30 protein-coding genes and 1 tRNA gene are annotated in these 23,744 nt (G+C 61.4%); 20 read left to right on the top strand and 11 right to left on the bottom strand.

Features of this window, described 5'->3' with window-relative positions; genetic code table 11:
• Nucleotides 1-149 precede the first annotated feature (149 nt).
• The 3 genes from AC3WMA_RS13905 to AC3WMA_RS13915 all read left to right on the top strand — a co-directional run bounded on the left by AC3WMA_RS13905 (nucleotide 150) and on the right by AC3WMA_RS13915 (nucleotide 1,864).
• Nucleotides 150-395: a hypothetical protein gene (locus AC3WMA_RS13905; protein ID WP_492285935.1), complete on the top strand. Its 246-nt coding sequence runs from the start codon at nucleotides 150-152 to the stop codon at nucleotides 393-395.
• A gap of 149 nt (nucleotides 396-544) precedes the next feature.
• A complete protein-coding gene (locus AC3WMA_RS13910; RefSeq protein WP_492285936.1) occupies nucleotides 545-1,105 on the top strand; it encodes a type 1 glutamine amidotransferase domain-containing protein in 561 nt (186 codons plus the stop codon).
• A gap of 216 nt (nucleotides 1,106-1,321) precedes the next feature.
• Nucleotides 1,322-1,864 (top strand): lipocalin family protein, encoded by a 543-nt coding sequence (locus AC3WMA_RS13915; RefSeq protein WP_492285937.1) that lies wholly within the window; start codon nucleotides 1,322-1,324, stop codon nucleotides 1,862-1,864.
• Between the two features lie 99 nt (nucleotides 1,865-1,963).
• On the opposite strand, the gene AC3WMA_RS13920 is transcribed toward AC3WMA_RS13915, so the two are convergent.
• A complete protein-coding gene (locus AC3WMA_RS13920) occupies nucleotides 1,964-2,482 on the bottom strand; it encodes a cupin domain-containing protein (protein WP_492285938.1) in 519 nt (172 codons plus the stop codon).
• Nucleotides 2,483-3,055: 573 nt separating this feature from the next.
• Here AC3WMA_RS13920 and AC3WMA_RS13925 point away from each other — a divergent pair.
• The 8 genes from AC3WMA_RS13925 to AC3WMA_RS13960 all read left to right on the top strand — a co-directional run bounded on the left by AC3WMA_RS13925 (nucleotide 3,056) and on the right by AC3WMA_RS13960 (nucleotide 9,700).
• Nucleotides 3,056-4,003 carry a T6SS effector amidase Tae4 family protein gene (locus AC3WMA_RS13925; RefSeq protein ID WP_492285939.1) on the top strand — a complete coding sequence of 316 codons (948 nt, stop codon included), beginning with the start codon at nucleotides 3,056-3,058 and terminating at the stop codon, nucleotides 4,001-4,003.
• A 211-nt stretch (nucleotides 4,004-4,214) separates the two neighbouring features.
• The gene (locus AC3WMA_RS13930) at nucleotides 4,215-4,844 is read left to right on the top strand and encodes a hypothetical protein (RefSeq protein WP_492285940.1); all 630 of its coding nucleotides are present in this window, start codon (nucleotides 4,215-4,217) and stop codon (nucleotides 4,842-4,844) included.
• A gap of 93 nt (nucleotides 4,845-4,937) precedes the next feature.
• Nucleotides 4,938-5,108, top strand: a complete 171-nt coding sequence (locus tag AC3WMA_RS13935) for a helix-turn-helix transcriptional regulator (RefSeq protein ID WP_492286108.1) — start codon at nucleotides 4,938-4,940, stop codon at nucleotides 5,106-5,108.
• A gap of 198 nt (nucleotides 5,109-5,306) precedes the next feature.
• A complete protein-coding gene (locus AC3WMA_RS13940) occupies nucleotides 5,307-5,876 on the top strand; it encodes a DNA-primase RepB domain-containing protein (RefSeq protein WP_492285941.1) in 570 nt (189 codons plus the stop codon).
• 3 nt (nucleotides 5,877-5,879) lie between these two features.
• A complete protein-coding gene (locus tag AC3WMA_RS13945) occupies nucleotides 5,880-7,493 on the top strand; it encodes a virulence-associated E family protein (RefSeq protein WP_492285942.1) in 1,614 nt (537 codons plus the stop codon).
• A gap of 337 nt (nucleotides 7,494-7,830) precedes the next feature.
• Nucleotides 7,831-9,072 carry a site-specific integrase gene (locus tag AC3WMA_RS13950; protein ID WP_492285943.1) on the top strand — a complete coding sequence of 414 codons (1,242 nt, stop codon included), beginning with the start codon at nucleotides 7,831-7,833 and terminating at the stop codon, nucleotides 9,070-9,072.
• Between the two features lie 221 nt (nucleotides 9,073-9,293).
• Nucleotides 9,294-9,473 carry a hypothetical protein gene (locus AC3WMA_RS13955; protein ID WP_492285944.1) on the top strand — a complete coding sequence of 60 codons (180 nt, stop codon included), beginning with the start codon at nucleotides 9,294-9,296 and terminating at the stop codon, nucleotides 9,471-9,473.
• Nucleotides 9,473-9,700 (top strand): helix-turn-helix domain-containing protein, encoded by a 228-nt coding sequence (locus AC3WMA_RS13960; protein WP_492285945.1) that lies wholly within the window; start codon nucleotides 9,473-9,475, stop codon nucleotides 9,698-9,700. The genes AC3WMA_RS13955 and AC3WMA_RS13960 overlap by 1 nt, the downstream gene beginning before the upstream one ends.
• A gap of 257 nt (nucleotides 9,701-9,957) precedes the next feature.
• On the opposite strand, the gene AC3WMA_RS13965 is transcribed toward AC3WMA_RS13960, so the two are convergent.
• Nucleotides 9,958-10,335: a hypothetical protein gene (locus tag AC3WMA_RS13965; RefSeq protein WP_492285946.1), complete on the bottom strand. Its 378-nt coding sequence runs from the start codon at nucleotides 10,333-10,335 to the stop codon at nucleotides 9,958-9,960.
• A 54-nt stretch (nucleotides 10,336-10,389) separates the two neighbouring features.
• Nucleotides 10,390-11,142, bottom strand: coding sequence for a hypothetical protein (locus AC3WMA_RS13970; protein WP_492285947.1), 753 nt, complete (start codon nucleotides 11,140-11,142; stop codon nucleotides 10,390-10,392).
• A 77-nt stretch (nucleotides 11,143-11,219) separates the two neighbouring features.
• Between AC3WMA_RS13970 and AC3WMA_RS13975 the strand changes: the two genes are divergently transcribed.
• A complete protein-coding gene (locus AC3WMA_RS13975; RefSeq protein WP_492285948.1) occupies nucleotides 11,220-11,477 on the top strand; it encodes a helix-turn-helix domain-containing protein in 258 nt (85 codons plus the stop codon).
• A gap of 77 nt (nucleotides 11,478-11,554) precedes the next feature.
• Here AC3WMA_RS13975 and AC3WMA_RS13980 read toward each other — a convergent pair whose 3' ends face one another.
• The 5 genes from AC3WMA_RS13980 to AC3WMA_RS14000 all read right to left on the bottom strand — a co-directional run bounded on the left by AC3WMA_RS13980 (nucleotide 11,555) and on the right by AC3WMA_RS14000 (nucleotide 13,913).
• On the bottom strand, nucleotides 11,555-12,178 hold the full coding sequence (locus tag AC3WMA_RS13980; RefSeq protein ID WP_492285949.1) for a hypothetical protein: 624 nt from the start codon (nucleotides 12,176-12,178) through the stop codon (nucleotides 11,555-11,557).
• Between the two features lie 45 nt (nucleotides 12,179-12,223).
• Complete coding sequence (locus tag AC3WMA_RS13985; RefSeq protein WP_492285950.1) at nucleotides 12,224-12,457, bottom strand: hypothetical protein; 234 nt, start codon at nucleotides 12,455-12,457, stop codon at nucleotides 12,224-12,226.
• 117 nt (nucleotides 12,458-12,574) lie between these two features.
• Nucleotides 12,575-12,784 (bottom strand): cold-shock protein, encoded by a 210-nt coding sequence (locus tag AC3WMA_RS13990; RefSeq protein WP_149134220.1) that lies wholly within the window; start codon nucleotides 12,782-12,784, stop codon nucleotides 12,575-12,577.
• 391 nt (nucleotides 12,785-13,175) lie between these two features.
• Nucleotides 13,176-13,595, bottom strand: coding sequence for a DUF982 domain-containing protein (locus AC3WMA_RS13995; RefSeq protein WP_492285951.1), 420 nt, complete (start codon nucleotides 13,593-13,595; stop codon nucleotides 13,176-13,178).
• A gap of 48 nt (nucleotides 13,596-13,643) precedes the next feature.
• On the bottom strand, nucleotides 13,644-13,913 hold the full coding sequence (locus AC3WMA_RS14000) for an usg protein (protein ID WP_492285952.1): 270 nt from the start codon (nucleotides 13,911-13,913) through the stop codon (nucleotides 13,644-13,646).
• A 261-nt stretch (nucleotides 13,914-14,174) separates the two neighbouring features.
• Here AC3WMA_RS14000 and groES point away from each other — a divergent pair, with 261 nt between their 5' ends.
• The 7 genes from groES to AC3WMA_RS14035 all read left to right on the top strand — a co-directional run bounded on the left by groES (nucleotide 14,175) and on the right by AC3WMA_RS14035 (nucleotide 21,012).
• Nucleotides 14,175-14,489 carry a co-chaperone GroES gene (gene groES / locus AC3WMA_RS14005; protein WP_492285953.1) on the top strand — a complete coding sequence of 105 codons (315 nt, stop codon included), beginning with the start codon at nucleotides 14,175-14,177 and terminating at the stop codon, nucleotides 14,487-14,489.
• A gap of 58 nt (nucleotides 14,490-14,547) precedes the next feature.
• Nucleotides 14,548-16,173, top strand: a complete 1,626-nt coding sequence (groL, locus tag AC3WMA_RS14010; protein ID WP_492285954.1) for a chaperonin GroEL — start codon at nucleotides 14,548-14,550, stop codon at nucleotides 16,171-16,173.
• 88 nt (nucleotides 16,174-16,261) lie between these two features.
• Complete coding sequence (locus AC3WMA_RS14015; protein ID WP_173044629.1) at nucleotides 16,262-16,462, top strand: hypothetical protein; 201 nt, start codon at nucleotides 16,262-16,264, stop codon at nucleotides 16,460-16,462.
• A gap of 51 nt (nucleotides 16,463-16,513) precedes the next feature.
• Nucleotides 16,514-16,780, top strand: coding sequence for a hypothetical protein (locus AC3WMA_RS14020; protein ID WP_492285955.1), 267 nt, complete (start codon nucleotides 16,514-16,516; stop codon nucleotides 16,778-16,780).
• Nucleotides 16,781-16,895: 115 nt separating this feature from the next.
• Nucleotides 16,896-18,779: a molecular chaperone HtpG gene (gene htpG, locus AC3WMA_RS14025; protein ID WP_492285956.1), complete on the top strand. Its 1,884-nt coding sequence runs from the start codon at nucleotides 16,896-16,898 to the stop codon at nucleotides 18,777-18,779.
• A gap of 506 nt (nucleotides 18,780-19,285) precedes the next feature.
• Nucleotides 19,286-19,450 carry a DUF2256 domain-containing protein gene (locus AC3WMA_RS14030; protein WP_492285957.1) on the top strand — a complete coding sequence of 55 codons (165 nt, stop codon included), beginning with the start codon at nucleotides 19,286-19,288 and terminating at the stop codon, nucleotides 19,448-19,450.
• On the top strand, nucleotides 19,447-21,012 hold the full coding sequence (locus AC3WMA_RS14035; protein ID WP_492285958.1) for a cryptochrome/photolyase family protein: 1,566 nt from the start codon (nucleotides 19,447-19,449) through the stop codon (nucleotides 21,010-21,012). The genes AC3WMA_RS14030 and AC3WMA_RS14035 overlap by 4 nt, the downstream gene beginning before the upstream one ends.
• Nucleotides 21,013-21,036: 24 nt before the next feature.
• Here the strand turns inward: AC3WMA_RS14035 and AC3WMA_RS14040 are convergent, their stop codons facing one another.
• The 3 genes from AC3WMA_RS14040 to AC3WMA_RS14050 all read right to left on the bottom strand — a co-directional run bounded on the left by AC3WMA_RS14040 (nucleotide 21,037) and on the right by AC3WMA_RS14050 (nucleotide 22,909).
• Nucleotides 21,037-21,753 carry an SDR family NAD(P)-dependent oxidoreductase gene (locus tag AC3WMA_RS14040; RefSeq protein WP_492285959.1) on the bottom strand — a complete coding sequence of 239 codons (717 nt, stop codon included), beginning with the start codon at nucleotides 21,751-21,753 and terminating at the stop codon, nucleotides 21,037-21,039.
• A 37-nt stretch (nucleotides 21,754-21,790) separates the two neighbouring features.
• Complete coding sequence (locus AC3WMA_RS14045; protein WP_492285960.1) at nucleotides 21,791-22,306, bottom strand: 2'-5' RNA ligase family protein; 516 nt, start codon at nucleotides 22,304-22,306, stop codon at nucleotides 21,791-21,793.
• Nucleotides 22,307-22,834: 528 nt separating this feature from the next.
• A tRNA-Gly gene (locus tag AC3WMA_RS14050) sits at nucleotides 22,835-22,909 on the bottom strand.
• A 235-nt stretch (nucleotides 22,910-23,144) separates the two neighbouring features.
• Between AC3WMA_RS14050 and AC3WMA_RS14055 the strand changes: the two genes are divergently transcribed.
• Complete coding sequence (locus tag AC3WMA_RS14055) at nucleotides 23,145-23,669, top strand: prolyl-tRNA synthetase associated domain-containing protein (protein WP_492285961.1); 525 nt, start codon at nucleotides 23,145-23,147, stop codon at nucleotides 23,667-23,669.
• Nucleotides 23,670-23,744: the final 75 nt, after the last annotated feature.

The following is a 23,744-nucleotide window of genomic DNA, read 5'->3' on the forward strand; positions in this document are numbered from 1 at the left end:
TCGCTGGAACCAGGAAATACGGGCATATGCGGCCCAGGACATTACTCCGGAAAGGCCAGCGTACTCCGCTTGTAAGACGAAGCCTGCAGCTCGCCGCGCAAGGCCAACTCCTAAGACCTCCAAGTCAACGGCCGCCAGAGACCGAGCTGATGTTTAAGCTCTTTGTCGAGATGTCGATGCTGGCACTCGAAGCGCAGCAGGCAATCTGGTTAAGGGGCATGAAGCTGGCGGCAGGCGGTCCTGCGGCTGAACGGGAAGCGAATCTGATGGTGAAGGAGAAGGTCTCCGCGGGACAGAATGCGATTCTCAAGGCTGCAACAGGGAGCGCCCCAGTCGGTATTGTTCGCGGTTATCGCCGGAAGGTCCGCGCAAATGTCAGGCGGCTGTCGAAATAGCAGGTAGGACAGGCTGGTTGACGGCGACGACGATGCAACGCCGGTCCACGAGAAAGACTGAATCGTCCGGCGAAGGAGTGCGCAGCGGGGAACGCATCCCCTGCTGCTCTGTTGGTCTAGGGACATCCATTCCAACCAGGAGAGCACCCATGAGCGCCCTTAACGGCAAACGCATCCTCATTCTCGCGACGCACGGTTTCGAGCAGTCGGAGCTCGACGTACCGCATGCTGCCTTGCAGAAGGCGGGCGCAACGGTGGACATCGTTTCGCCAGAAGCTGGCGAGATCAAGGGCTGGCAGAACAAGGACTGGGGCCGATCCGTCGCCGTCGATCGCACACTCGATCAGGCGCGGGCCGAGGATTACGACGCGATTGTACTACCCGGCGGGCAAATGAACCCCGACACCCTGCGCGGTAATGACAAGGCGCTCGGCCTGATCAAGAGCTTCTTCGACCAGGGCAAGGTCGTTGCCGCCGTCTGCCATGGACCGTGGCTGCTGATCGACACCGGAATCGCCAAGGGCCGGAAGGTCACCTCCTACAAGACGATCAAGCAGGATTTGATCAATGCCGGCGCAAGTTGGCAGGACGCAGAGGTCGTAACTGACAAGGGTATCGTGACATCACGCAAGCCCGATGATCTGCCGGCGTTTGTCGCCAAAATCATCGAGGAAGTGAAGGAGGGGCGGCACGATCGGAAAGCGGCCTGATCGCTGAACTTCTCCATCATCGACGACGACCAAGCCCGGCCATTGCGCCGGGCTTTCATTTGCGGCCGTGCATTCGCGCCTGCCGAATTTCGGGGAGGAAACCATATCGCCGGTTCGGCGGAGCAGGGGAAACCGTATTCAGGATTGCTCGTACATGCGCGATGGGAACCGCGGTCGCGGGCTCACGTTATCGGGCAGCCCAAAGCGAGGATGACAATGAAAACCCTGATGAGCGCGCTCGTGATCGGATCGAGCTTGGCACTGGCGGCCTGCAATCCGCTGGAGACCCAGCCAGTTGGCAACTCCAATGTCCCGCAGCCAGCGAAGCCTGTGGAGCTGAATCGCTATCTCGGCAAGTGGTACGAGCAAGCCCGTTATGAGGCTAGCTTTCAGAAGGGCTGTGAGGCGGTCACAGCGGAATACTCGCAGAAGCCGAACGGTGCGGTTGCTGTTGTCAATTCCTGCCATCAAGGCGGTGTGACGGGGCCATTGAAGACGGCAGACGCGACAGCCCGCGTCGTTGAAGGCTCTAACGGTTCGAAACTCAAGGTCACTTTCTTCTGGCCGATCGAGGGCGACTATTGGGTGCTGGATCGCGCGCCAAACTATTCGTGGTCCATCGTAGGCGAGCCCTCGGGTCGATATCTGTGGATTCTGACCCGAAAGCAGGCTGTCAGTCCGCGTCAGTATGCGGCGCTGGTGGAGCGGGCGAAGGCCCTCGGCTACGACGTCAATATGCTGAGGCGTACCCAGCAATAGGCATTCTTCGAAGATATTTCGCCTATGCCATCAGGCGTCGCGCTAGGGAGCGCCTCCCGTTCGCATCGCGTGGTGCTCACGCCGCCGCTCTATGAACTCCTAGGCGACGCTCAACGCCCAGAGCCTGATCATCGGACCATCGTCACCGAAGACCGGATCACGAGGAGGAAAGCTCAAATGGGTGATCCGCTGCAGCATCGTCGCAGATGCTTCCTCTCGGACGATGTCACCTGATTGCCCGGGCGGATAGGCGCCGACAACGAGGAAGTTATCGGACCGCGAAATGCGGCGGTGGCCAGTCCCAGCGGGCAGCAATAGGACATCCCCTGCCTTCACTTCTAACTCGCGTCCTCCGTCCCCGCCCAACACCAGCTTGGCGGAGCCGGCCGCTATGCCCAGAATCTCGTGACCTTGGCTATGGTAGTGATCGAAATCATAAACCCCATTTCGCCACTGGGGCGGCCAACCGTTCTCCTGAAAGCGCTTCTCCATCAGCGCCGCGCAATCGGCTTCGCTCTCTGTGAACGCGCCCTCGTAGATGAGCGCAGGGAGGCGGGGATTGTTGGGCACGAAGCCACGAGGCTCGAAGTGCAGGGCAGTCACGGTCGTCTGCGTCATCGCGCCATCTCCATCGAGAACGCTCAACGCTGCTGTGTTTCGGAGCGTTCCAACTACGCGCTGTGGCGCTGCCTGAAATCGATCACCCAAGGCAGCAGGCCCTAATTAGCTGAGCCAAGAAATCGGATGGACTGCGATAGCCATCAGGCCAAGGCAAAGCCCCACCCCCATCCAAAGCCAGAAATCCAGCGTATCGAGGTTTCGCATCGGATCGCCCTCCATGATGATGGAGAAATGCGGACGGCTTCGCCAGCGTTCCGCCGTTCGATAAAATGCCGACAAATATGCAGAACGATTGCTTAGCGACCCAGCTGCACAACCAATAAGCGCGCCGCTTGGGAAGCGACGGGCCTCCGACTTCTGTCAGTACTAGGCAGTTCGCCGGGAAACTGGCTTTACCCGCATATCAGCTGCGTCCGGTCATCCGCGGCAACGCATCTAACTGGGTAGTGGCCAGGCCTCCGTAGATGACCTGGCCATTTGGAACGACGCGCCAACGATCCGTCGTATGGATGACGCCATTTGAAGAGGCGCGCAACAACCTGCCCGAAAGCCAGGAACGAGGCATTCGGCATGGGAAACGAACTCGACGGTAAGATACGGCTGGACGTCAAGAAGCTCATCTCCGCATACCCTCCCTATACCAAGTTGCCGGAAGTGATGAAAACTCACTTCGACCGCCTCAATGCGCCGATCAAGAAAGAGAACGAAAAAATCGAAGCCGAGAATAAGGCTCGCGCGGCAAGGGTCGAGCCGCCTCTCAAGAAGAAGGGCCTCAACACAAGCTGTGTCTTTCAAGTGAGCTGGGCCCTGAATGCCGTTGGAGGTGGGCACGAAATACCAGCCATGAGCCCACGTCCACGCTCCAATGCATTGCTGAGCGGAAAATTTCATATGGGCGCGGTCGATGAGCTGGAGAATTACTTTCTGGGAAGATATGGAAAGCCCGAGATCGTCAAGACCTCCAACCGTCACTCGATCGGCGAGATGAAAAAATACATGGCAGGAAGACCTGGCATCATCGCTTTTCGCGATAAAGGCTTAGGAATGCACACCGAGATCTGGAATGGATCTCGTATCCTACAAAACGGCGCCCCCATTCCCAATAATACAAATGGCGCCGCGGTGATGAGCGAGACCGGCATATTTGGAGCTGATCGCGTATTATTCTGGGAAATTCTATCGGAAAATCAGGTAAACTTGTCAGCGCCTTGGCTATTTGGGTGGTGGACGGTCTCCGATATTCCTTCTCCCTATTATTATTACTTCTATCCCAACGGAACGGTTGTTTATACGCGAACTGAGCCAAGAACCAACATCTGCCCCGTCGCCCGGCCGGAGTTTACCGGGAGTTGGAATCTCACCGCACCAGTGGGTGTCCGCATCAAATGGTCCATCGAGAAGTATCCGGTTGAGATCCTGTATTACCCGCCCGTCGCCTCAATCACGATGATGGCTGGCGTCTACGAGTCGAAGGCGATGCCACCTTTCACGGCGACGAAGAAGGTTTTCTATCGATAAGCTCCGAATGAGCCGGCAGGGGATGTTGAAGGCGTACCGCCGTCATATGCCCGTGACGCCCCAGGCGCACGTACCAGGATACTCCCTGCGCGGCAGCTACGCGGGCGCGTACACGCGGAAGCTGCTGCCCTTCCTTGTCACTTGCTCCGCCGGTAGCGTCATAAAAATAGCTGCGAGAGCAGCGATGACGCCCCACGGCACGGAGTGCAACATGGCTAACAGAAAGCCCAGAAGACCAAAAATCCTGCCGCAGCGGCCGATGTTAGCTGGCAATTTGGATCACACCGATACGATTTGGGGTGGGATCAGGAAGCCTGAAGCAACTGAGCCAGCGGTAAGTGTTGAGGTCGTGCTTGCCCAGCATGGCTTCGAATATGAATCCCCGCTTGAACAACTGTTGTTGCGCCTGATCGACGCTCAACAACCTTCGGTCGAAGAACGGGGAGAGCGCCTGCGGCGGGCAGTGGCGGCGATAACGGGAAAACGGCTGAAAAAGCGTATCGATCTACGAGAACGCAAAATTCTCGTTGCCATAGCGAGAGAATACCATCGCGAGTATTTCGAGACGCGCCACGAGCCGGAGTTGAAGCCGCTTATCCGCGATATTATCCGACGGCCGGCGTGGCAAGGGTTTAGAGCAGGAACCGAGAAGTCGGTTATCACCGATCTGGCTCGAAAGTTCACCGCATCGTTAGACATCATTCTCGTTCGCGCAACGACAGGACCTGAGTGGGATCCACTGGATCGCTCTAACCAACTCCAACGCGTCGCCCGCGATCTGTCGGCACTTACAGTGCCGATTGATACTGGCCCGTCTCGTCCCTTAGCAAACGACATTTGACCGGCGAATTTTGTTCTTCGCCAACTCGCCGGGAATGCGATTTCTAGTGGGCTTCTCTAACTGAGGAGTCCCGCCGTGAACCCCGAGAAATTTGTGACGCTGAAGGAGGTTGCCGATACGCTCGGCCTTCCGACATTCAAACTCTACCGTGCCGTGAAGCGCGGTGCTCTGCCAACATATCGCATCGGTACCGGGCGTCAGTTGGTCCGCCTATCCGAAGTCGTCGCCGTAATCGAGGCCTCTCGCGCTGGGGGGCAATCGTGAACAAAAATGACATCCCGATCACGATCCTGGATGAGAGCGAGACCTGGCTGCGTCCGCCCGGCCATCCAGGTTCGCTCATGGATCGCCTCGTTGCGGCTGGTACGCACAAAATCGTCCGGCCTCGACCGGGCGTAGTCATGGTCGTGCCCATTACCATTCCTGCCAGAGAAGCGATCAACGTTATCAAGAGGCGGCGCAATGACACTTAGTCTTCGTGCCGATACGTCTGCGGCCACTGCATTCCTAGGGGCCGTCCATCCGGACGGCCTTTGGGCCTTAACGGCGATTATGCCGGAGCGGGGTAGGCCACTGAGCGGGCAAATTTTCCTGCCGCACGAGCGCGAGCAGGCGGCCGGTTGGATTGATGCTCACCAAGGCGTTGCGGGCCTCTACTACAGCGTAAATGAAGTCCGTCCCGATTTTCGTGGAGTTAAGGCAACGAAGGCCGATATTGTCGCAGCGCGCTACGCGCATGTCGACATCGATGACCTCGGCGGTCTCGAACGCCTGCAGGCCTACAAACTTGCGCCCTCGTTCATCGTCTTCTCGGGCGGCGGCTACCAGGCCTTCTGGAAGCTCGCAGAGCCGACGACCGACCTCGATCGTGTCGAACGTATCAATCGCCAGCTCGCCGCCGATCTCGGTGGCGACAACTGCCACAACATCGACCGCATCATGCGGCTGCCGGGCACCATCAACATGCCTAACGCGAAAAAGCGCGCCGCGGGGCGTAGGCCGACGTTGGCCTATGTCGTCGAGGGAATCTGAGCCATGAAAACCTACCAGCTCGACGATTTCCTCGAGTTCAAGGAAGTGCTGAGGCTGCCGGCGAGCGCTGCCGGGAGAAACGTCGACCCTGGCGAGGTCGCGCCCATCGACATCGACCAGCTCAGTATATCGCTGCCGGAGGGCATCCGCGAACTGATCATTAACGGCGACGACCTCAGTCAGCCGATGGGCAAGTCGGGCGCGCGCTTCCCGTCACGCAGTGAGGCCGTCTTCCGTGTGGCCTGCGCGCTGGCACAAGCAAGTTGTGACGAGGCAACGATTGCAGGGACGCTAGTGAATTCCGCTTACGGCATCTCCGAGTCGATACTCGAAAAATCCGGCCCGAAGAAGTATGCCTTGAAGCAGGCTCGCGCGGCGCTCGCAGCCGTCAGCAACGGCTGGCCGGACGTGACGCAGAAGGGTAAGCCGCGACCGACGCTGCACAATGCGATTGTCGCATTCCAGCGTCTCGGCGTTCAGGCATCATACGACCAGTTCCGCCGCCGCAAGATGGTACAGGGTCTCAAGATCGAAGCCTTTCAGGGCGAGATGACCGATGACCTTTCGGCGATTTTGCGCAAGGCTGTGCTCGACGAGTATGGGTTCGATCCCGGTCGTGAGCATGTGCGCGACGCCCTGCACATGATGGCGCTGGAGAACAGCTTTCACCCGATTCGCGACTATCTGTCGGGGCTCGAATGGGATCGCACGCCGCGGCTCGACACCCTCCTCATCGACTATTTCGGCGCCGAGGACACCCCGCTCAACCGGGCGGTTGGCCAGATCGTCATGATCGCTGCTGTCCGCCGCATCAGGCAGCCGGGCTGTAAGTTCGACGAGATTCTTGTCCTCGAGGGCAAGCAGGGCACCGGCAAGTCGACGGCGCTTGCGATCCTCGCGGGACCCGAGAACCACTCCGACCAGGAGATCCTGACGCTCGACGCCAAAGGGCAGATGGAGGCGCTGGTAGGAAAGTGGATTTATGAGCTCAGCGAGCTCGAAGGTATCCGCAAGGCCGATACCGGCAAGGTTAAGGCGTTCGCGTCGCGCGGCAGTGATCGCGCTCGGATGGCGTACGGGTATTTCCCCGAGGAACGTCCTCGTGAATGCATCTTCGTCGGCACGACCAACGACGACCACTACCTCAGTGATCCGACGGGAAACCGTCGCTTCTGGCCCGTCCGAACGGGGCATATCGACCTGGCCTCGCTAAAACGCGATCGTGACCAGCTTTGGGCCGAGGCAGCGGCGCGCGAGACGGAAGGGGAGGCAATCCGTCTTCCCGCAGAGCTTTGGCAAGCCGCAGCGGCGGAGCAAGCGACGCGGGTCGCGCGCGACCCGTGGTTGGACACCCTCGAAAAAGTACGGGGGCAGGAAGGCAATGGCGAGATCGTCAGAGCTTCGAGCAGTTACCTACTCACCAACACCTTACGGATCGAAGCCGGTCGTCAAAAGCCCTTCGAGGCCACCCGCCTAGGCGCCTGCATGCGAGAGCTTGGCTGGGTCGGCCCGAAAAACATACGCATCCACGGCGCCATCGTACGCGGCTACGAACGTGCGCAGCCCGAAGGATGGCGGCCGGACGTCGAGGAAACAATCTCCGGGCCGCCAAAATAAACCAGCCGTAGCGGTGTAGCGGTGTGTGGCGGTTCCCTGGGGCGGCCCAGCGCAGTGGGCAGCCCGCGTAGCCGCCACCAGTGGGCTAGCCTGCCACCTGGGTAGCAGGCCCCCACGCACCGCCACACCGCTACGCGGCTGCGATTTCACCCTCGGCGAGGCAATAATGCGATGTATCGCGATCCTCGTCGAGACGGCATCTGAGCGTATTCCTGAATTCCGTGGTTACGCTCGTGGTTTCAATGCGAATGCTCTGAAGATATCCGGCGCCCAGTGATTAATTGTGCGGGTTCCTCTGCCGTGATTTTCTGAGCATTTTTTCTTCTCAGGGGTCGCTATGACATTCCGAACCAATATCACCAAGCGGGTTCGACGCCGCAAACTCAAGTCCGGCGAGGTCGTGAAGCAGCTGCGTTATGTGCTGAACTATCGCGAGCCGATCTCGGGCGACCGGCGCCAGGAATTCTACGAGACGCTTAAGGCTGCCGAGGCCCGCCGCAACGATCTCACCGCCAAAGTGATGTCGGACAGCTATGCCGATGAGCGCAAGGCTCCAACGGTCGGTCAGGCGGTCGACCATTGGCTTGCCGATCGCAATGGCAAGGTGAAGGCGAATACGCTTGCGGGCTATAAGGTCGTCGTCGAGCATATTCGCGGGCCGTATTTCGACGGCTCGGCCAAGGATAAGCTGGCCTGGAAGGAATCCGGGAAGCTGCCCAAGGGCTGCCGCCTCGTACCGATGCTTGGCGAGATCAAGACGGGCGAGCTGACCACGGCGCGCATTCGCGCTTGGCATCGAGAGCTGACCGCGCTGTCGGGCCAGTACACGGCCAACCGGGCGAAGTCGCATCTGATCTCGATCCTCGCCTTGAACGAGGAAGATTTCCGGGTGCGAGCCCCGTCGATGCCGCGCGGCCTCGGACGGAACCGGGTGAAGACGAAGAAGGTCATCCTCACGCCCGCCGAGATCGGCAAGCTGGTCGAGGCGGCCCGCAACGACCCCGAGCACGGACTGTATTACGCCTTCCCGTTCCTCGCCGGCACGCGGCCGTCCGAGCAGCTCGGGTTGCTTTGGGAGGATGTCGACTTCGACGCCAACCTTATCCGCATTCGCCGCATCCAGGAGCGCGACGGCTCGCTGACGAACATGACTAAGACCGAGGCCGGCACGCGCGACATTCCGATGAGCGCCGCGCTGCGCGCGCTGTTGCTGGAGTGGCGGGTGCGGTGCCCGCGTCTTGGAAAGGCCTTGCACCGGGTCTTCCCCGGCCCTGGCCGGCTACAGCCCTGGCCGAAGGTCGCACGGATCGGCGGTGGCGGGCCGCTGCTCTATCAGAACTTCCGTCAGCGCTATTGGGAGCCGGAGTTCGCGAAGCTGGGCCTGCCCTATGTCACGCCGCATTCGGCGCGGCATTCCTTCATCTCGACGCTTCAGGCCGAGGGTATTGAGGTCGGTCTTGTCGCCAAGCTCGCTGGCCACGCCAACGCGACCGTGACGCTCGGCCATTACACCCAGGCGGTTCGCGGCGGCGAGGCAGCGGTGGCGGCGCTCGACCGGGCCTATGTGGTGGGCCGGTAGAACGCGCGAAGATCCAGGTAGAACGCGCTCGCGCATGCGGGCGCCTATGAACGGGGAGGATGGTACGGAACCGCCCTCCCCGTCGTCATCTGCGGGCTGGAGGACCTCATTTCCGGTCGCTGTGATCCTGCGTCCGACGCAATATCAACCTGTCTCCCGAAAAATTATGCGCGGCGTCTCGGCGTGTTTCGATCGTTCCAGAACACGACGGAGACGACGCCATGGACCAGTACCGCCTGATCGATCTGCGCAGCCAGGCACTGACCATCGTCACGTTGGATCAGGCCGCCGAACTCGCCGAGATCGACGCCGACGAAATCCTCTGGGCGATCGAGGCCGAGGGCATCTGCGAGACCGACCTGCACGTCATCGCGGCCGCGGACGAGCCCGCCACGCTCTGATGCGCGGCGTCCTTCATGATCGCATCGTCGCCCGCCTCGTCGCGGAGCGGCGATCGCGGCGTCTGACCCAGGTTCAGCTTGCCCAGCGTCTCGGCCGCTCGACCAGCTTTGTGTTCCGCTACGAGGTCGGCGCGCGCTATCTCGATGTTGCCGAGTTCATCGTCATCGCTCGCGCGCTCGACATCGACCCGGTCGAGCTGCTGCGGCAGGCCGAAGCGGAAGGCTGACGGGCGGCCACGGCGCGCAGCGGCTATAGCTATAGCGGCCAGCCCGCCTGCAGCCGCGCGGATACGTACCCCGGCCCGCGGCGCCCTGTACTGGGCCGCAGGCTGCGCCGGCCGGTCGCCGTAGAACCATGCCCGGCTCTCCCGGGGGCAGATGCTTCGCAACTCCCCCATCTTTCTATGGTGAGCGTGATAGCCGGAGGGACCCGTGCGACAATCGCAAACCCCTCCGAACCTGTACTATGGCACACCCGCCGCCGTCAGAATGACAGGCAGTTCACCACGCCGTTGTTGTTGGTGCAGCGGGTTAGGCTGGGCGACGACGCGGCCTGACGGCGATTGAACTCGCTGTTGCCGCGCTCCAGCTCGATCGCGAGCCGCGCCTTCGCTTCAGCGTCACTCATTTGGCCGGAGCGGACGCTTTGCGCCAACAGGTCGCCCACAGCGAGGTAGCGCACGCCAAGGTCGTTGTTCATCTGACCGGCGGTCCCGGCTGCGACGCGGCCGCGAATGCAGTCCCACATGGTCAGATATGAAGCGGACTGCGTAGAGCATTTCGACTGTGCGTCGAGGAGACCGACGCAGCCGGACAAAGCGATGCCGGAGATCAGTGCAGCGGCAAGAGTGGCGAGTTTCATTCAGGGGCTCCTAGACAAAAATGGCACCGAAACACGCCGAAAATCCGCGCACAATCATGGGCTTGCAGGCGCAATCAGCGCCGCGTCCAGGAAGCTCGGATCGGCGGTTTCGCGGACATGGTGCGCTGCCGCCGACAAAGCGGCGCGGTGCCGTGGCTGGATCGCCAGCATGAACACGACATGCGAAGTCCGGACCGCCCAGATCTCGGCATCGACAGCGACGCGCCGGAGATCGTTGGCGACATCGCGAATGAAGCTCCCCCGCTCCTTGCGCTGGAAATGCTGATAGACCAGCAGCGAGTGACCGGTGCGGTAGGCCGCAGCCAATTCGTCGCGATAGACATATTTCGAAGAGTTCCGCCGGCCCTTGGCGACCGAGCCGACCTCGATGCCGTTGTCGGGATCGAAGAAGATCAGATCGCCCTCGGCTAGCGCCGTGCTTGCCCGTTTGAACCAGAGCTGCCGCTCGAACAGCGTCTCGGGAACGATGGCGTTGACGAAGACTGCTTCTGAAAGGGTGCCGCTGTCTTCAATCAGGATCAGCCGGCGGGTATCGGACTCATCCCGCACGCGGCGCAGCAGCGCGAACAGCTCGGGATCGTGGCGCTCCTGTTTAGGCTGGTCGAGGTAGCCGAGCTTGTTGCCGTCGCTGCGACTGTCGTTCGGCGTCAGCATCCAACAGACGCCAAGCCTCAGGCCTGACTGGCCGAGCAGCCGCAGCAGCGCATACTTTCGGTAGTCGTTGACGTCGCCGACATACTGCTCCTTCACGCCCGTCCCCCGAATCATCGCCTCGGGGCGCAGCATGCCGAAATACTCCGTTTTGGGGTATTCGAAATTCGGGTTGAATTGAAAGGCCGGTTTCACCGCTTCAGGCGCCGGCTTTGGCTTCAACCCAACCCGATCTCTACAAGGCCCTTCTCCAAGCGCTCATCCAGACGCGCAAGGATGCCGGCATCACGCAGGTCGAGCTGGCCGCGCGCATCGGCCGGCGGCAGACGTTCGTGTCGAAATATGAGACGGAGGAACGGCGGCTTGATGTGGCCGAGTACGTCGCAATCGCGAGGGCGATTGGCGCGGAGCCATTCGAACTGATGCAGGTGGCGGAGCGAGCAGTTTCCCGCCCGAACGATACGGCCTAATTTGGCCCTTAGGAGAAGTTCGGAGCGTCCGGTTTTGGGCAGTCGGCTTTGGCGGGCAGTGGAGCGGCCGAAGTTGCTCAGGTCGGCTGCGATGGGGCTGCCGCCAGATGCCTACTCGACAACCACACGTGGATGATTGAAACATCACCAGGCCGTTCGATATCCGGATCGCGGTCGACATAGTCGAACGGTCTTGGATGCGGGGATCGATGGTGCATCCTTGAAAACGCGGTGAACGGTACGAGAGTTGAGCCAATAACGCTGGCAAGCGCGGTGCCCGCTTCAGATGCGTCGCGAACGTAAGCCACCATGATGCCTTCCGAGTTGGCCCAACCGTAGTCACCTTTCTCGAAGCGCTCGATGCCGTTTTCCCTGTACTTCTTCAAATCCTTGCCATTGGACAGATCGATGATTTTGCACTCGCCGACGTGTGGAAACTGACGGTCCCGTCCCGTGAGATAGAAGTTCAGGTCCGGTCGGCTCTCGAACTTCGAGCCGTCAAAGCTGTGCTGCTCGATTCCCCGATCCACGCTGCTGACGAGTGTGGAAAAGGGCGTTCTCGTACTCAAGGCCCGCTTCAGATGCGTGACCAGCGCCGCGTTGACAACCCGCTCGGGCTCGCCGGCCGCCGTGCCGGGCCAGTCGGCAGTGATGCTGTCCCAAGCCTGGCAAATTGCATCGAGGATGATCGCAAGATGCACCGGGTGAATGGGAGGCTGGGGTAGCCTTAGTCCCAGAATCCGGTGCTACTTAAAGCCCGGGCGCCGGCGTCCTTTCATGCTGACCTGTGCAGTGAGTGCTGCCTGCCTGTCGGAAGCCTCCTTGGCCATCCGCAGCCCGCGCTGCCTGAGCATGTTGTCTGCACGCTGCTGGATCAGCCTCTCCGTTTCGGAGGCAATCCCGGCGTGGGAACTCGCTCTGGTTTGGATCTTCAAGAACTGGTTGTCAGCGACCAAGCGCTGCTTCGAAAGTTCGATCACGATGGTTTCCGTTCGCATCTGGGTGGAATGCAAAAAGGCCGAGCGAATGCCCGGCCTTTAGAGTGGCTAAAGTCGCTGGTGCCAGTACATCCGTGGTCAACGGTGACGATTGCCAAATCACGCAGTCTGGAGCTGCTCCGCGGCCATCTTGCCCGACTTGTTGTCGCGCGCGACCTCAAATCCAAGCTTCTGGCCTTCCCGCAGGTCGCGCATTCCAGCGCGTTCGACGGCCGAGATGTGTACGAACACGTCCTGGCTGCCGTCATCGGGCTGAATGAAGCCGAAACCCTTGGTGGAATTGAACCATTTAACTGTGCCGGTGGTCATGAGAAACCCTCCTTTGGCTAAACCTGTCGCTCACCGACAAAATGCACGGCGAGTTCAGAACGATTTCGAAAGGGGGATTATCAGAGCCGCGCCAAAGCGCGAAAATAACAACGGCCATCCAAGCAATCTCGATAAAAATATATCTATACGCTATTGCCGTTCTGTTCAAGTAATTTTTTAGATATTCCATTTTTTATTTTGATATCGACCGTTCGACTATCAATTTCGGGGCATTTTCCTAAGAAAATGGGTCAATCCTCAACCGCATCAGCGCGTTGGCTGGGGCGCTTGGTTGGGCAACGCGATCTGGCTCTCCAGAAGTCAAGCACGAAGCCGTGTCCCGCCTCGGCCAATGGCCCGGGGCCGCGAGGCAGCTCCGGGCATCTCTTCATCAGGCACGACCCCGGGAGCCTTCTCTTCGGCTTCCCATGAGCGCAGCGACGTCGGGCGCGAGAAGGTCATGCTTTTCCGCCCAGGACGCGAACAAGCCGCGCGCCGTGTTTGGTTCTATCTCGCCGCGGATCGCCGCCAGGCAGGCCTTCAGCGCGAAGCCGTGGACCGGATCGCGCCTGCTCGCCGGCCAGTCGGCCAGGAACATGTAGGCCTCCATGGCTGACGCGATCGCCGCCGGGTGCCCGAGCCCGGTCAGGATCACGACCGGCCTCTCGAAGTCGTCGGATGTCATCATGCAGTCCTCCCGCGGCGGGGAGCCATTGCCAACGTTGCCATAGCCATATCCTCCTGGAAGCAACATGGATCCGGTTTGATTGATCGCCGCATCGAGCGCGCTGTCGCTGCCGGCGGCTGCCATGATTTTGGGATGTGTTCTCTTCGGATCAAGCCCTCCGAAGCATCGACGTCACTGGAGCCGGAACTCGCCGCTGACCGCGCTGAGGTCAGCCGGGCCGATCAGGTCCTTGTGAGCGACGGTGATGCGGAACAGCCTGCCGTCGAGCTTGGCCTGCCAAAAGGCGAGGAACTTGTTGAGCTCGGGAAAGCGCGGAGCGAGATCGTAATCCTGCCAGATATATTCCTGCAGGATCGAAGGGTGGTCGGGCAATCGGTAGAGGATGCCGGCTGTGGTCAATCCATAGCCGGCGATCTGGCGGGCGAAGTCTGTCGAAGCCATTCCTTTCAGCTCCCTGGTTTCACTGCGGCGATGGCAGCGGATTTTCAACGCTTTGGCAAGCCGAAAGGTTGCGTTTGTGCTGCCTTTTCAGCCTGTTAGCACTCGATCAAAAAAAGTGCTGCCGACCTCTTGAAGGCAAAAATCGGGCAACCCAAATCTTCGCGCGGGCACGGCGCCTCAGGGCGCGCGGAACCTCGCCGCGAGACCTGAACAGGGCCGGCCCGCTTTGACATGTGACCGACATGGAAACTGGAGGAACTCATGAAGTTTCGGCCACTGCATGACCGCGTCGTCGTGAAGCGCATCGACGCCGAGGAGAAGACCAAGGGCGGGATCATCATCCCCGACACAGCCAAGGAAAAGCCGCAGGAGGGCGAGGTCGTCGCCGTTGGCGCTGGCGCGCGCGACGAGACCGGCAAGCTTGTGCCGCCCGACGTCAAGGTCGGCGACCGCGTGCTCTTCGGCAAATGGAGCGGCACCGAGGTCAAGATCGATGACCAGGATCTCCTGATCATGAAGGAGTCCGACATCATGGGCGTCGTCGAGACGACGGCCGCCCTTAAGAAGGCCGCCTGACGGGGCCTTCATCCCACATCATCAACCTGAAACCTCAAGTCTGAAGGAGTGAGGAATCATGGCTGCGAAGGACGTGAAGTTTTCGCAGGACGCGCGCGAGCGGATGCTGCGCGGCGTCGACACGCTTGCCAATGCCGTGAAGGTCACGCTGGGTCCGAAGGGCCGCAACGTCGTGATCGAGAAGTCGTTCGGTGCGCCCCGCATCACCAAGGACGGCGTCACCGTCGCCAAGGAGATCGAACTTTCCGACAAGTTCGAGAATATGGGCGCCCAGATGGTCCGCGAGGTGGCCTCGAAGCAGAACGATGCGGCCGGTGACGGCACCACGACCGCGACGGTGCTCGCCCAGGCCATCGTCCGCGAGGGCGCCAAGGCCGTCGCCGCCGGCATCAATCCGATGGACCTCAAGCGCGGCATCGATCTCGCCGTCGAGGCCGTGACGAAGTCGCTCGGCGAGCATTCCAAGACCACCACCGGCTCGGAGGAGGTAGCGCAGGTCGGCACCATCTCGGCCAATGGCGACCGCACGATCGGCGAGATGATCGCCGAGGCGATGAAAAAGGTCGGCAACGAGGGCGTCATCACCGTCGAAGAAGCCAAGACGGCCGAGACGGAGCTCGACGTCGTCGAGGGCATGCAGTTCGACCGCGGCTACCTCTCGCCCTATTTCGTGACCAACACCGAGAAGATGGTCGCGGAGCTCGAAGACCCCTACATCCTGATCCACGAGAAGAAGCTCTCGGGCCTCCAGGCGATGCTGCCGCTGCTAGAAGCGGTCGTCCAGACTGGAAAACCGCTGCTGATCGTGGCGGAGGATGTCGAGGGCGAGGCTCTCGCCACGCTCGTCGTCAACAAGCTCCGGGGCGGCCTGAAGATCGCGGCTGTCAAGGCTCCTGGCTTCGGCGACCGCCGCAAGGCGATGCTCGAGGATATCGCCATCCTGACCGGGGGCACCGCGATCAGCGAGGATCTCGGCATCAAGCTGGAAACCGTCACGCTCGACATGCTCGGCCGGGCCAAGAAGGTCCGGATCGAGAAGGAGAACACCACCATTGTCGATGGTGCCGGCAAGAAGTCCGAGATCGACGCCCGCGTCGCCCAGATCAAGGCGCAGATCGAGGAAACTTCCTCGGATTACGACCGTGAGAAGCTCCAGGAACGCCTGGCCAAGCTCGCCGGCGGCGTCGCGGTCATCCGCGTCGGCGGCGCGACCGAGGTCGAGGTCAAGGAGAAGAAGGACCGCGTCGACGATGCCCTGAACGCCACCCGCGCTGCGGTCGAGGAAGGCATCCTGCCGGGCGGCGGCGTGGCCTTGCTGCGCGCGGTCAAGGCGCTCGAAGGGCTCGTGCCAGGCAATGACGATCAGCGCACCGGCGTTGAGATCGTCCGCAAGGCGATCACGGCCCCGGCCCGCCAGATCGTCGAGAATGCCGGCGGCGATGGCGCGGTCGTGGTCGGCAAGCTGCTGGAGTCTTCCGATTACGCCTGGGGCTATGATGCCCAGACCGGCGAGTACGGCGATCTGGTCAAGGCCGGCATCATCGACCCGACCAAGGTCGTGCGTACGGCAATCCAGGACGCGGCGTCGGTCGCGGGCCTGCTGATCACCACCGAGGCGATGATCGCCGAGGCGCCGAAGAAGGACCCGGCACCGGCCATGCCCGCCGGCGGCATGGACTATTGAGTATCGAGGGCGCCGCGATTGCCGCGGCGCCCTCTCTCAACGCGGTGACCTCCTAGGCATACCGAGGGAATCCATGCCCTTCTCATCATTGACCGATCCCATCGATCTGGCCCGTGCCGAAGCTGCTCTTGAAAAGGCATGGGCGGAACTCAAGCCGTCGCTTCCGGCTGAATCCGACGAACTGGAGCGAAACAACCTCGCCTATATCGTGGCTTCGCTGGTTCCGCTGGCGCTCGACGAGGATGATCTCGCACAGCGTGCGATCGACCGGTTTCGCGAGAAGGCCTAGGCGAAAGGCTCCGTGAAAGCCCCTGCAGTCTCTCAATCTCATCAGAACGACATGACCGACGGCACACAGGAACCTACGGACATCTCACCGTCCGACCGCTTCAAAGCCCTCATCACCAACGCCGAGAGCGCAACGTATGGCCTCAAGGATAATCTCCTGGCCGTCATGACGCGGGATGGATCGGCAACGTGGCAGACCGTCGCGGCTCACATCGAGGCTCGGTTGCCTGACGCCGGCGAGTTCGCGACCGCGCGCCTGAACGCCATACTTGCTCTGGTCAGGACGTTATCTAACCGACAAGCGTCGGGGAGCGGGTGAACGGCGCTCTCTACAGTCCCCTCCGCTGTTAGCAAACAGGCTGGCTCGCCGCGGTTCCGCGCGATATCGCTCTCTGCGGGGTCTGCCCGCTGTCCCATCCTTTTGAGAAATCCGAATGACGACGACCGCCACGCCCGAGCATCGCAGCTTCGAAGCCGACGTCTCCCGCCTGCTCCACATGATGGTGCATTCGGTCTATTCCGACCGGGACGTTTTCCTGCGCGAGCTGATATCGAACGCAGCTGATGCCTGCGAGAAGCTGCGCTACGACGCGATCGGCACCCCCGCGCTTCTGGGGGACGACCCGAAGCTCACGATCACCATCTCGGCCGATCCGGAGGCCGGCAGGCTGACCATTGCCGACAACGGCATCGGTATGAGCCATGACGAGATGATCGAAGCTCTCGGCACGATCGCCCGCTCCGGCACGCGCAGCTTCATGGAGCGGGTCGCAGCCGCCGATGGCAAGGAGGGCGCGCAACTCATCGGCCAGTTCGGCGTCGGCTTCTATTCCGCCTTCATGGTGGCCGAGAAGGTCGAGGTTGTCAGCCGCCGTGCTGGCAGCGCCGAAGCCTGGACCTGGTCCTCCGACGGCAAGGGCGAATTCACGGTGGCGCCTGCGGTGCCCGAAGAGGCTCCAGCACGCGGGACGCGCGTGACGCTCCACTTGATGGAGGAGGCCAAGTCCTATGCCGAGCGCTGGACGCTGGAGCGCATCGTCAAGGAACAGTCCGGCCATGTCCCCGTCCCGATTTCGCTGATCACGGAGCCGGGCGCCGATGCGGTCGCACTCTCTGACGGGGCCGCGCTCTGGACGAAGCCGAAGAGCGAAATCACGAAGGACGAATACGCCGATTTCTACCGCAGCGTTGCGGGACAATATGACGAGCCGGCGGCCACGATCCATTTTCGCGCGGAAGGCCTGCACGAATATACCGCGCTCGCCTTCGTCCCGGGCGCTCGCCCATTCGATCTCTTCGACGCCGATCGCAAGGGTCGGATCAAGCTCTATGTGAAGCGTGTCTTCATCACCGATGAAGCCGAATTGCTGCCGCGCTATCTCCGCTTCATCCGGGGCATCGTCGATACTGCGGACCTGCCGCTCAACGTCTCCCGCGAGATGATCCAGGACAGCCCGCTTCTGGCGGCGATCAAGAAGGGTGTCACCAACCGTATCCTGGCCGATTTTGCGAAACTGGCCGAACAGGATCCGGACACGTTCCGACTGATCTGGGACAATTTCGGCGTCGTCATCAAGGAAGGGCTTTACGAGGATTTCGCGCGCCGGGAGCAATTGCTCGGCCTCGCTCGCTTCCGGACCACAGCCTCCGGCGACGGATCGCGCAGCCTCAAGGACTATGTCGGCGCGCTCAAGGACAACCAGACCGCGATCTACTACATCGCCGGCGACGATGCCTCCCGGATCTCCAACTCCCCGCAGCTCGAAGGTTTTCGGGCGCGCGGCATCGAGGTGCTGCTGCTGTCGGATCCGATCGACAGCTTCTGGGCCTCGGCAGCCCCGTATTTCGAAGGCAAGCCGTTCAAGTCGGTGACGCAAGGTGCGGCCGATCTCGGCCTCATCCCGCTGCTCGACGGCGTAGCGCCTCCTGCCGCTGAAACGAGTGAGAAGGTCAGCGCTCTGCTCGCGTCGATGAAGGAGATTTTGGCCGACGAGGTCGCGGATGTCCGATCCTCCGATCGGCTGACCGAGAGCGCGGTCTGCCTTGTTGCGTCCGACAAGGGACCGGATCGCCAGTTCGAGCGCCTGCTCAGCGCCGCCGGGCGCGTCGAAAGTGCTGCCAAGCCGATCCTCGAGGTCAACCCTCGCCATGCAATGGTCTCAGCCCTCGCGTCTATCGAGGATGGCGCGCTACGTAGCGACGTCACCCATCTCCTCCTGGATACCGCCCGCGTCTTGGACGGCGAACGCCCGACAGACGTAAATGTATTCGCCGAAAGGCTGAACCGGCTGGTGACGCGAAGCTTCGGCGATGGCTGATAGTCGAAGCAGGGAACGCATTGTTGGCGCGGGCTGGCTATCCAGTTTGCCGCGCATAACACGGTTCTGAATGTCCGGTTCTAGACGGCTTCTGAATGTCCGATTGTGGCGCATTTCGCTTGCCGCTTGCGGAGCACCGCGAGCTTCCTGGGCGAAATGCTCAGTGCAGTGCGGCTCTCGCTGCGCCGCCCGAAGCGAGTCGGCTCTGGCCACGCCTGTCCAGTTAGTGGGCCTCTAGCTCACACGGGAACCCGGCAAGTCCGCCGCAGTTGGAGGCCGAGTGAACCTAAGAGGTGACAACATGATCAGGCTTATTCTCGCAGGCGCGGCGGGCTACATGCTGTGGACTAGGCCGGAGCTGCGAGAGCGCGTATTCGGATTCACGCGCGGTGTTCTTGATCGTCTGACGGCGTCTGCTCCACGCAGGTGAAGCCGGGAGAAATCGCTCAGGGCAGACACGGAAGATCTGATATTATCCGTGCGCGACGATGGGAACGAGTGCGCACATGCCCAAGATGCGACGGAAGGCCGATCTGCCTACAAAAGTCTGCATATCTTGTGGCCGGCCGTTCGCCTGGCGCAAGAGGTGGGAGCGCGTCTGGGAGACGATCGCGACATGCTCCGACCGCTGCCGCGACGCGGCGCGACGTGACCGGCGAGCCGCGGGTTGAACCTCGTTTACGTCCTGGGTGATCAGCTCACCCGCGATCTGTCGGCGCTGGATGGGCTGTCGCCTGCCGACATCGTGTTGATGGTCGAGGTCGCCGATGAGACGACCTATGTCCGTCACCACAAGCAGAAGATCGCGCTCGTCCTATCGGCCATGCGCCACTTTGCGGCGGAGTTGCGAGCCGAGGGCATCACGGTTGACTATGTCGAGCTGGACGCCGCAGGGAATACGGGTGCGTTCGGGCCTGAACTCGTCCGGGCCGTGGCACGGCATAGGCCCGACGGCATCATCGTCACCGAACCCGGCGAATGGCGCGTTCGCCGCATGATGGATGATTGGCCGGCGATGACCGGCCGACCCGTCGAGATCCGAGACGACGATCGCTTTCTCTGCTCCCGGGCCGCGTTTCGCGCGTGGGCTGGCGACCGGCGCAGCTACCGGATGGAATACTTTTATCGCGCGATGCGTCGCCGCACCGGCCTGCTCATGGATCGCGATGAACCCGTCGAAGGTCGCTGGAACTTCGATTCGGAGAATCGGAAGGCGTTGCCGAAGGGGATGCGCTCGCCAGTGCGGCCCGTGTTCGCGCGCGATGCGACAACGAGCCAGGTGCTCGCCATGGTGGCGTCGCGCTTCGCGGATCATTTCGGCGATCTCGACGCATTCGACTGGGCGGTTACGCGCGCGGAGGCTTTGAGCGCGCTCGACTGGTTCATCAAGCAGGCGCTTCCGTGCTTCGGCGACTATCAGGACGCCATGTCGGAAGACGATCCGCGTCTCTTTCACGCGCTCGTGTCACCTTATCTCAATCTCGGCCTGCTGACGGCGCGTGAGGTGTGCATCGCCGCAGAGCAAGCCTATCGCAGAGGCGATGCGCCCCTGAATGCGGCCGAGGGCTTCATCCGGCAGATCCTCGGCTGGCGCGAATATGTTCGCGGCGTCTACTGGCTGGAGATGCCTTCCTATGCCGAAACCAACGCGCTTTCGGCGGAGCGGCCATTACCGTGGTTCTACTGGTCCGGCGAGACGGAGATGAACTGCCTAGCCCAAGCCATCTCACACACTCGACGCTATGCCTATTCCCACCATATCCAGCGGCTTATGGTGACGGGCAATTTCGCCTTGCTCGCTGGTATCAGGCCGGCCGAGCTCGAGGAATGGTATTTGATCGTCTATGCCGACGCCTTCGACTGGGTCGAGCTGCCGAACGTGCACGGCATGGTCGCCTTTGCGGATGGCGGCATGCTGGCCTCCAAGCCCTACGCCGCCTCTGGCGCCTATATCGATCGCATGTCCGATTACTGCGGCCGCTGTGTCTACAGCCCGCAAATCAAGATCGGCAAGGGCGCGTGCCCGTTCAATCTACTGTACTGGGATTTCCTGATGAGGAACCGGCGAAAGCTGGAACAGCTGCCGAGAATGGCGATGCCCTACCGCACACTCGATCGCATGGCCTCGTCCCGACGCGAGGCGATCCGAAGCGAGGCAAAAGCTTTTCTAGAAAGCTTGGCTGATGCTGGCCGGGAGATGCCCGCTGCAGCTCAGGCCGATCTGTTCGGTTAAAGGCAGTCATCTGCGCGCCAGGCATCAATAGGGAATTCGCGCGCTATCCCAGGCCAGCAATGCGCCGGATTGCTCCTGTGTTGCCTGATCCAGCACTTTGAGCAGGTTCGCCGCCGCATCGTCAGGTGAGAACAGCCCTGCATGGGTCTCTTCGCTCCGGAAGGGCTTCGAAAGGTCCGTCGCGACCGTCCCAGGATGCAATGCAAGGGCTATAGCCTCAGGGCGCGTTCGCTTGAGTTCGATCGCGAGCGTGCGGATGACCTGATTGAGGGCGGCCTTTGAGGCACGATAGGAATACCAACCGCCGAGCCGATTGTCCTCGATCGATCCCACGCGTGCGGACAATGCGGCGAAGATCGATCGGCCCTGTCGCGGCAGAAGCGGAACGAAGTACTTGGCGACGATGGCGGGGCCAATGGCGTTGACCGCAAAGAGCCGCGCCATCGCGGTCGAGTCGATCATCTTCAGCGCCTTCTCTGGCTGGATATCCGTGTCATGAAGAACCCCGCTCGCGACGATGAGGAGGCCGATGGGCTCGGCCGTGCCGATGTTTGCGGCAGCCCGTTCGACGCTAGCCTCGTCCGTGATATCCGCGACGTGAAACCGGATCACCTTCTCATCGGCGCGTGAACTCCGTGAGATCCCATGGACAGTCGAATACCGCCCTGACGCGGCGATGGCTCTGGCGAATGCGCCACCGATCCCGCCAGAAGCCCCGATGATCACAGCTGCCTGTCGCATGGACGGATTCCTTCTGGCTTGATCTGCCGCGACGACATCATCCTTCGAACGCGAATTCGCCGACCGCCTCCCAAGGACCTCCGCGATAGCGCCAGAGCTCCAGTCCGATCCCTGCAACGTCGAACGGCTCGAATGTTTCCGACAAACGCTGGTAGAGCGCCTTGGCCGCCTCGGCGGGCACCTTGTTCTGGATCGTCACATGCGGACGAAAGGCCTGCGCATCCTGTGGTGTCAGATGAGCCGACCAGCGCCGGGCGATCGTCTCTCTCATATCGGTAAGTTCGCTGCTGGGCACATCGTACGCCACGCCATTTCCCATGAACTGCAGCGAAGGCACCAAGAGCTTCAGAGGGCTGGTCCTGGCCGCGAGGGATGCCAAAGTGTCAGCGATCTCGTGATAGTGAGATCCGGGCAAATGATGAAACATCGTCAGATGTGCTGGAACGAGATTGCGGCTCAGCGGAAAATGACGCTCGCGCTCGGAATTGAAACGCACAAAGCTCTGCCGATCCAGATGCAGCGTCACGATGAGTGGCGCATGGTCCTTCACCATCCAGGCCTCTCTTCCGCACGCATCCACCGCATCCAACCTATAAGCGAAACGCAATCGGCATTTTCGGATGCAAACGCCAAGGCTTCCGCAGCTTGAGCTGCAATGGCCTCGATTCCAAGAACAGACATGCACGCCCATTGAGGACGGCAAGGCGTCTGCTAACCGGCAGGACGCCATGGTCAGGAAGCTGCTCAAAGTGGATTATTGCAGACGTCCGCTTTCGGGCAGATCGCTAAGGTCAGGTATTGGCGCACTGCTGATGGCATACGCAGCTTCATCAACAAGACGGGTCGAGCACTACCGGCGCCGCGAGCCCACGACCGCCCGCATCCGCATTTCCTGCGGTGGCACCGGGAGAATTGCTTCAAACAGTGAGCTGGGCGGATTGGCGCCGAAGCGTACTTGTAACCGCGAGGTAACCGCGGGCTTCCGGGGCATCTCGAAAATGGCTCCAAACGACGCAGGGCCAAAAAGCAAAAAGCGCCGGGAAACCCGACGCTTGCATGCTTCTCAAGTCCTGAGATTGTCTGGAGCGGGCGAAGGGATTCGAACCCTCGACCCCAACCTTGGCAAGGTTGTGCTCTACCCCTGAGCTACACCCGCATCCGAGACAGTCGCGCCGTGTTGGCGGCGCGGTCGGGTTATTGCCCCAAAGCACCGCGAAGCGCAAGCACCCCGGCGAAAGTTTTTTGCCGCCTTCCACAAAAGCCCGGATTCACCGGCTCTCTCTTGCTGCCAGCGCCACACGGGGCTAGGCATTTTCAGTCTGCTCTGCCGTTCCGGCAGGGCGTTTTCAGAATTGTCTCGAAGTCCGCTCTCCCCTGCCGATCGCCTAGCCATGACCGCGCCCGTCACGCCCGACCAGCTCTGTGCCTATCTCTCGGAGAAGGGCATCGCCTTCCATCGCACCGATCATCCGGCCGTTTTCACCGTTGCCGAGACCGCGCCGCATCGCGACGAGATGGTCGGCCATCACACCAAGAACCTGTTCCTGAAGGACAAGAAGGGGCGGATCTTCCTGGTCTCGGCCGAGGCTCACGCGCGAATCGATCTGAAGCGTCTGCATGAGCGGATCGGCGCCAGCGGCCGGCTCTCCTTCGGCTCGGCCGAGCTGCTGATGGAGAAGCTCGGCGTCACGCCGGGCTCGGTCACTGCCTTCGCCGTGATCAACGACCGTGCTGGAGACGTCACCATGGTGCTGGATGCGACGCTCGCGACCGGCGAGGACGTCAATTTCCACCCCCTGATCAACACGGCGACACTGCGGGTCAGCCGCGACGATCTGCTGGCCTTCTTCCGGAGCACGGGGCATGAGCCGCTGATCGTCGATTTGCCCGTCCCGCCCGATGGACAGAACGGCTGAAGCACCCCATCTATGGCGCAACTGCGCGGGCGGCCGTAAGGGCACGCCTTCGGCTCCAGAACAGATCACGAAGGA

The organism is Allobosea sp. FW305-C-101 (genome assembly GCF_058783685.1).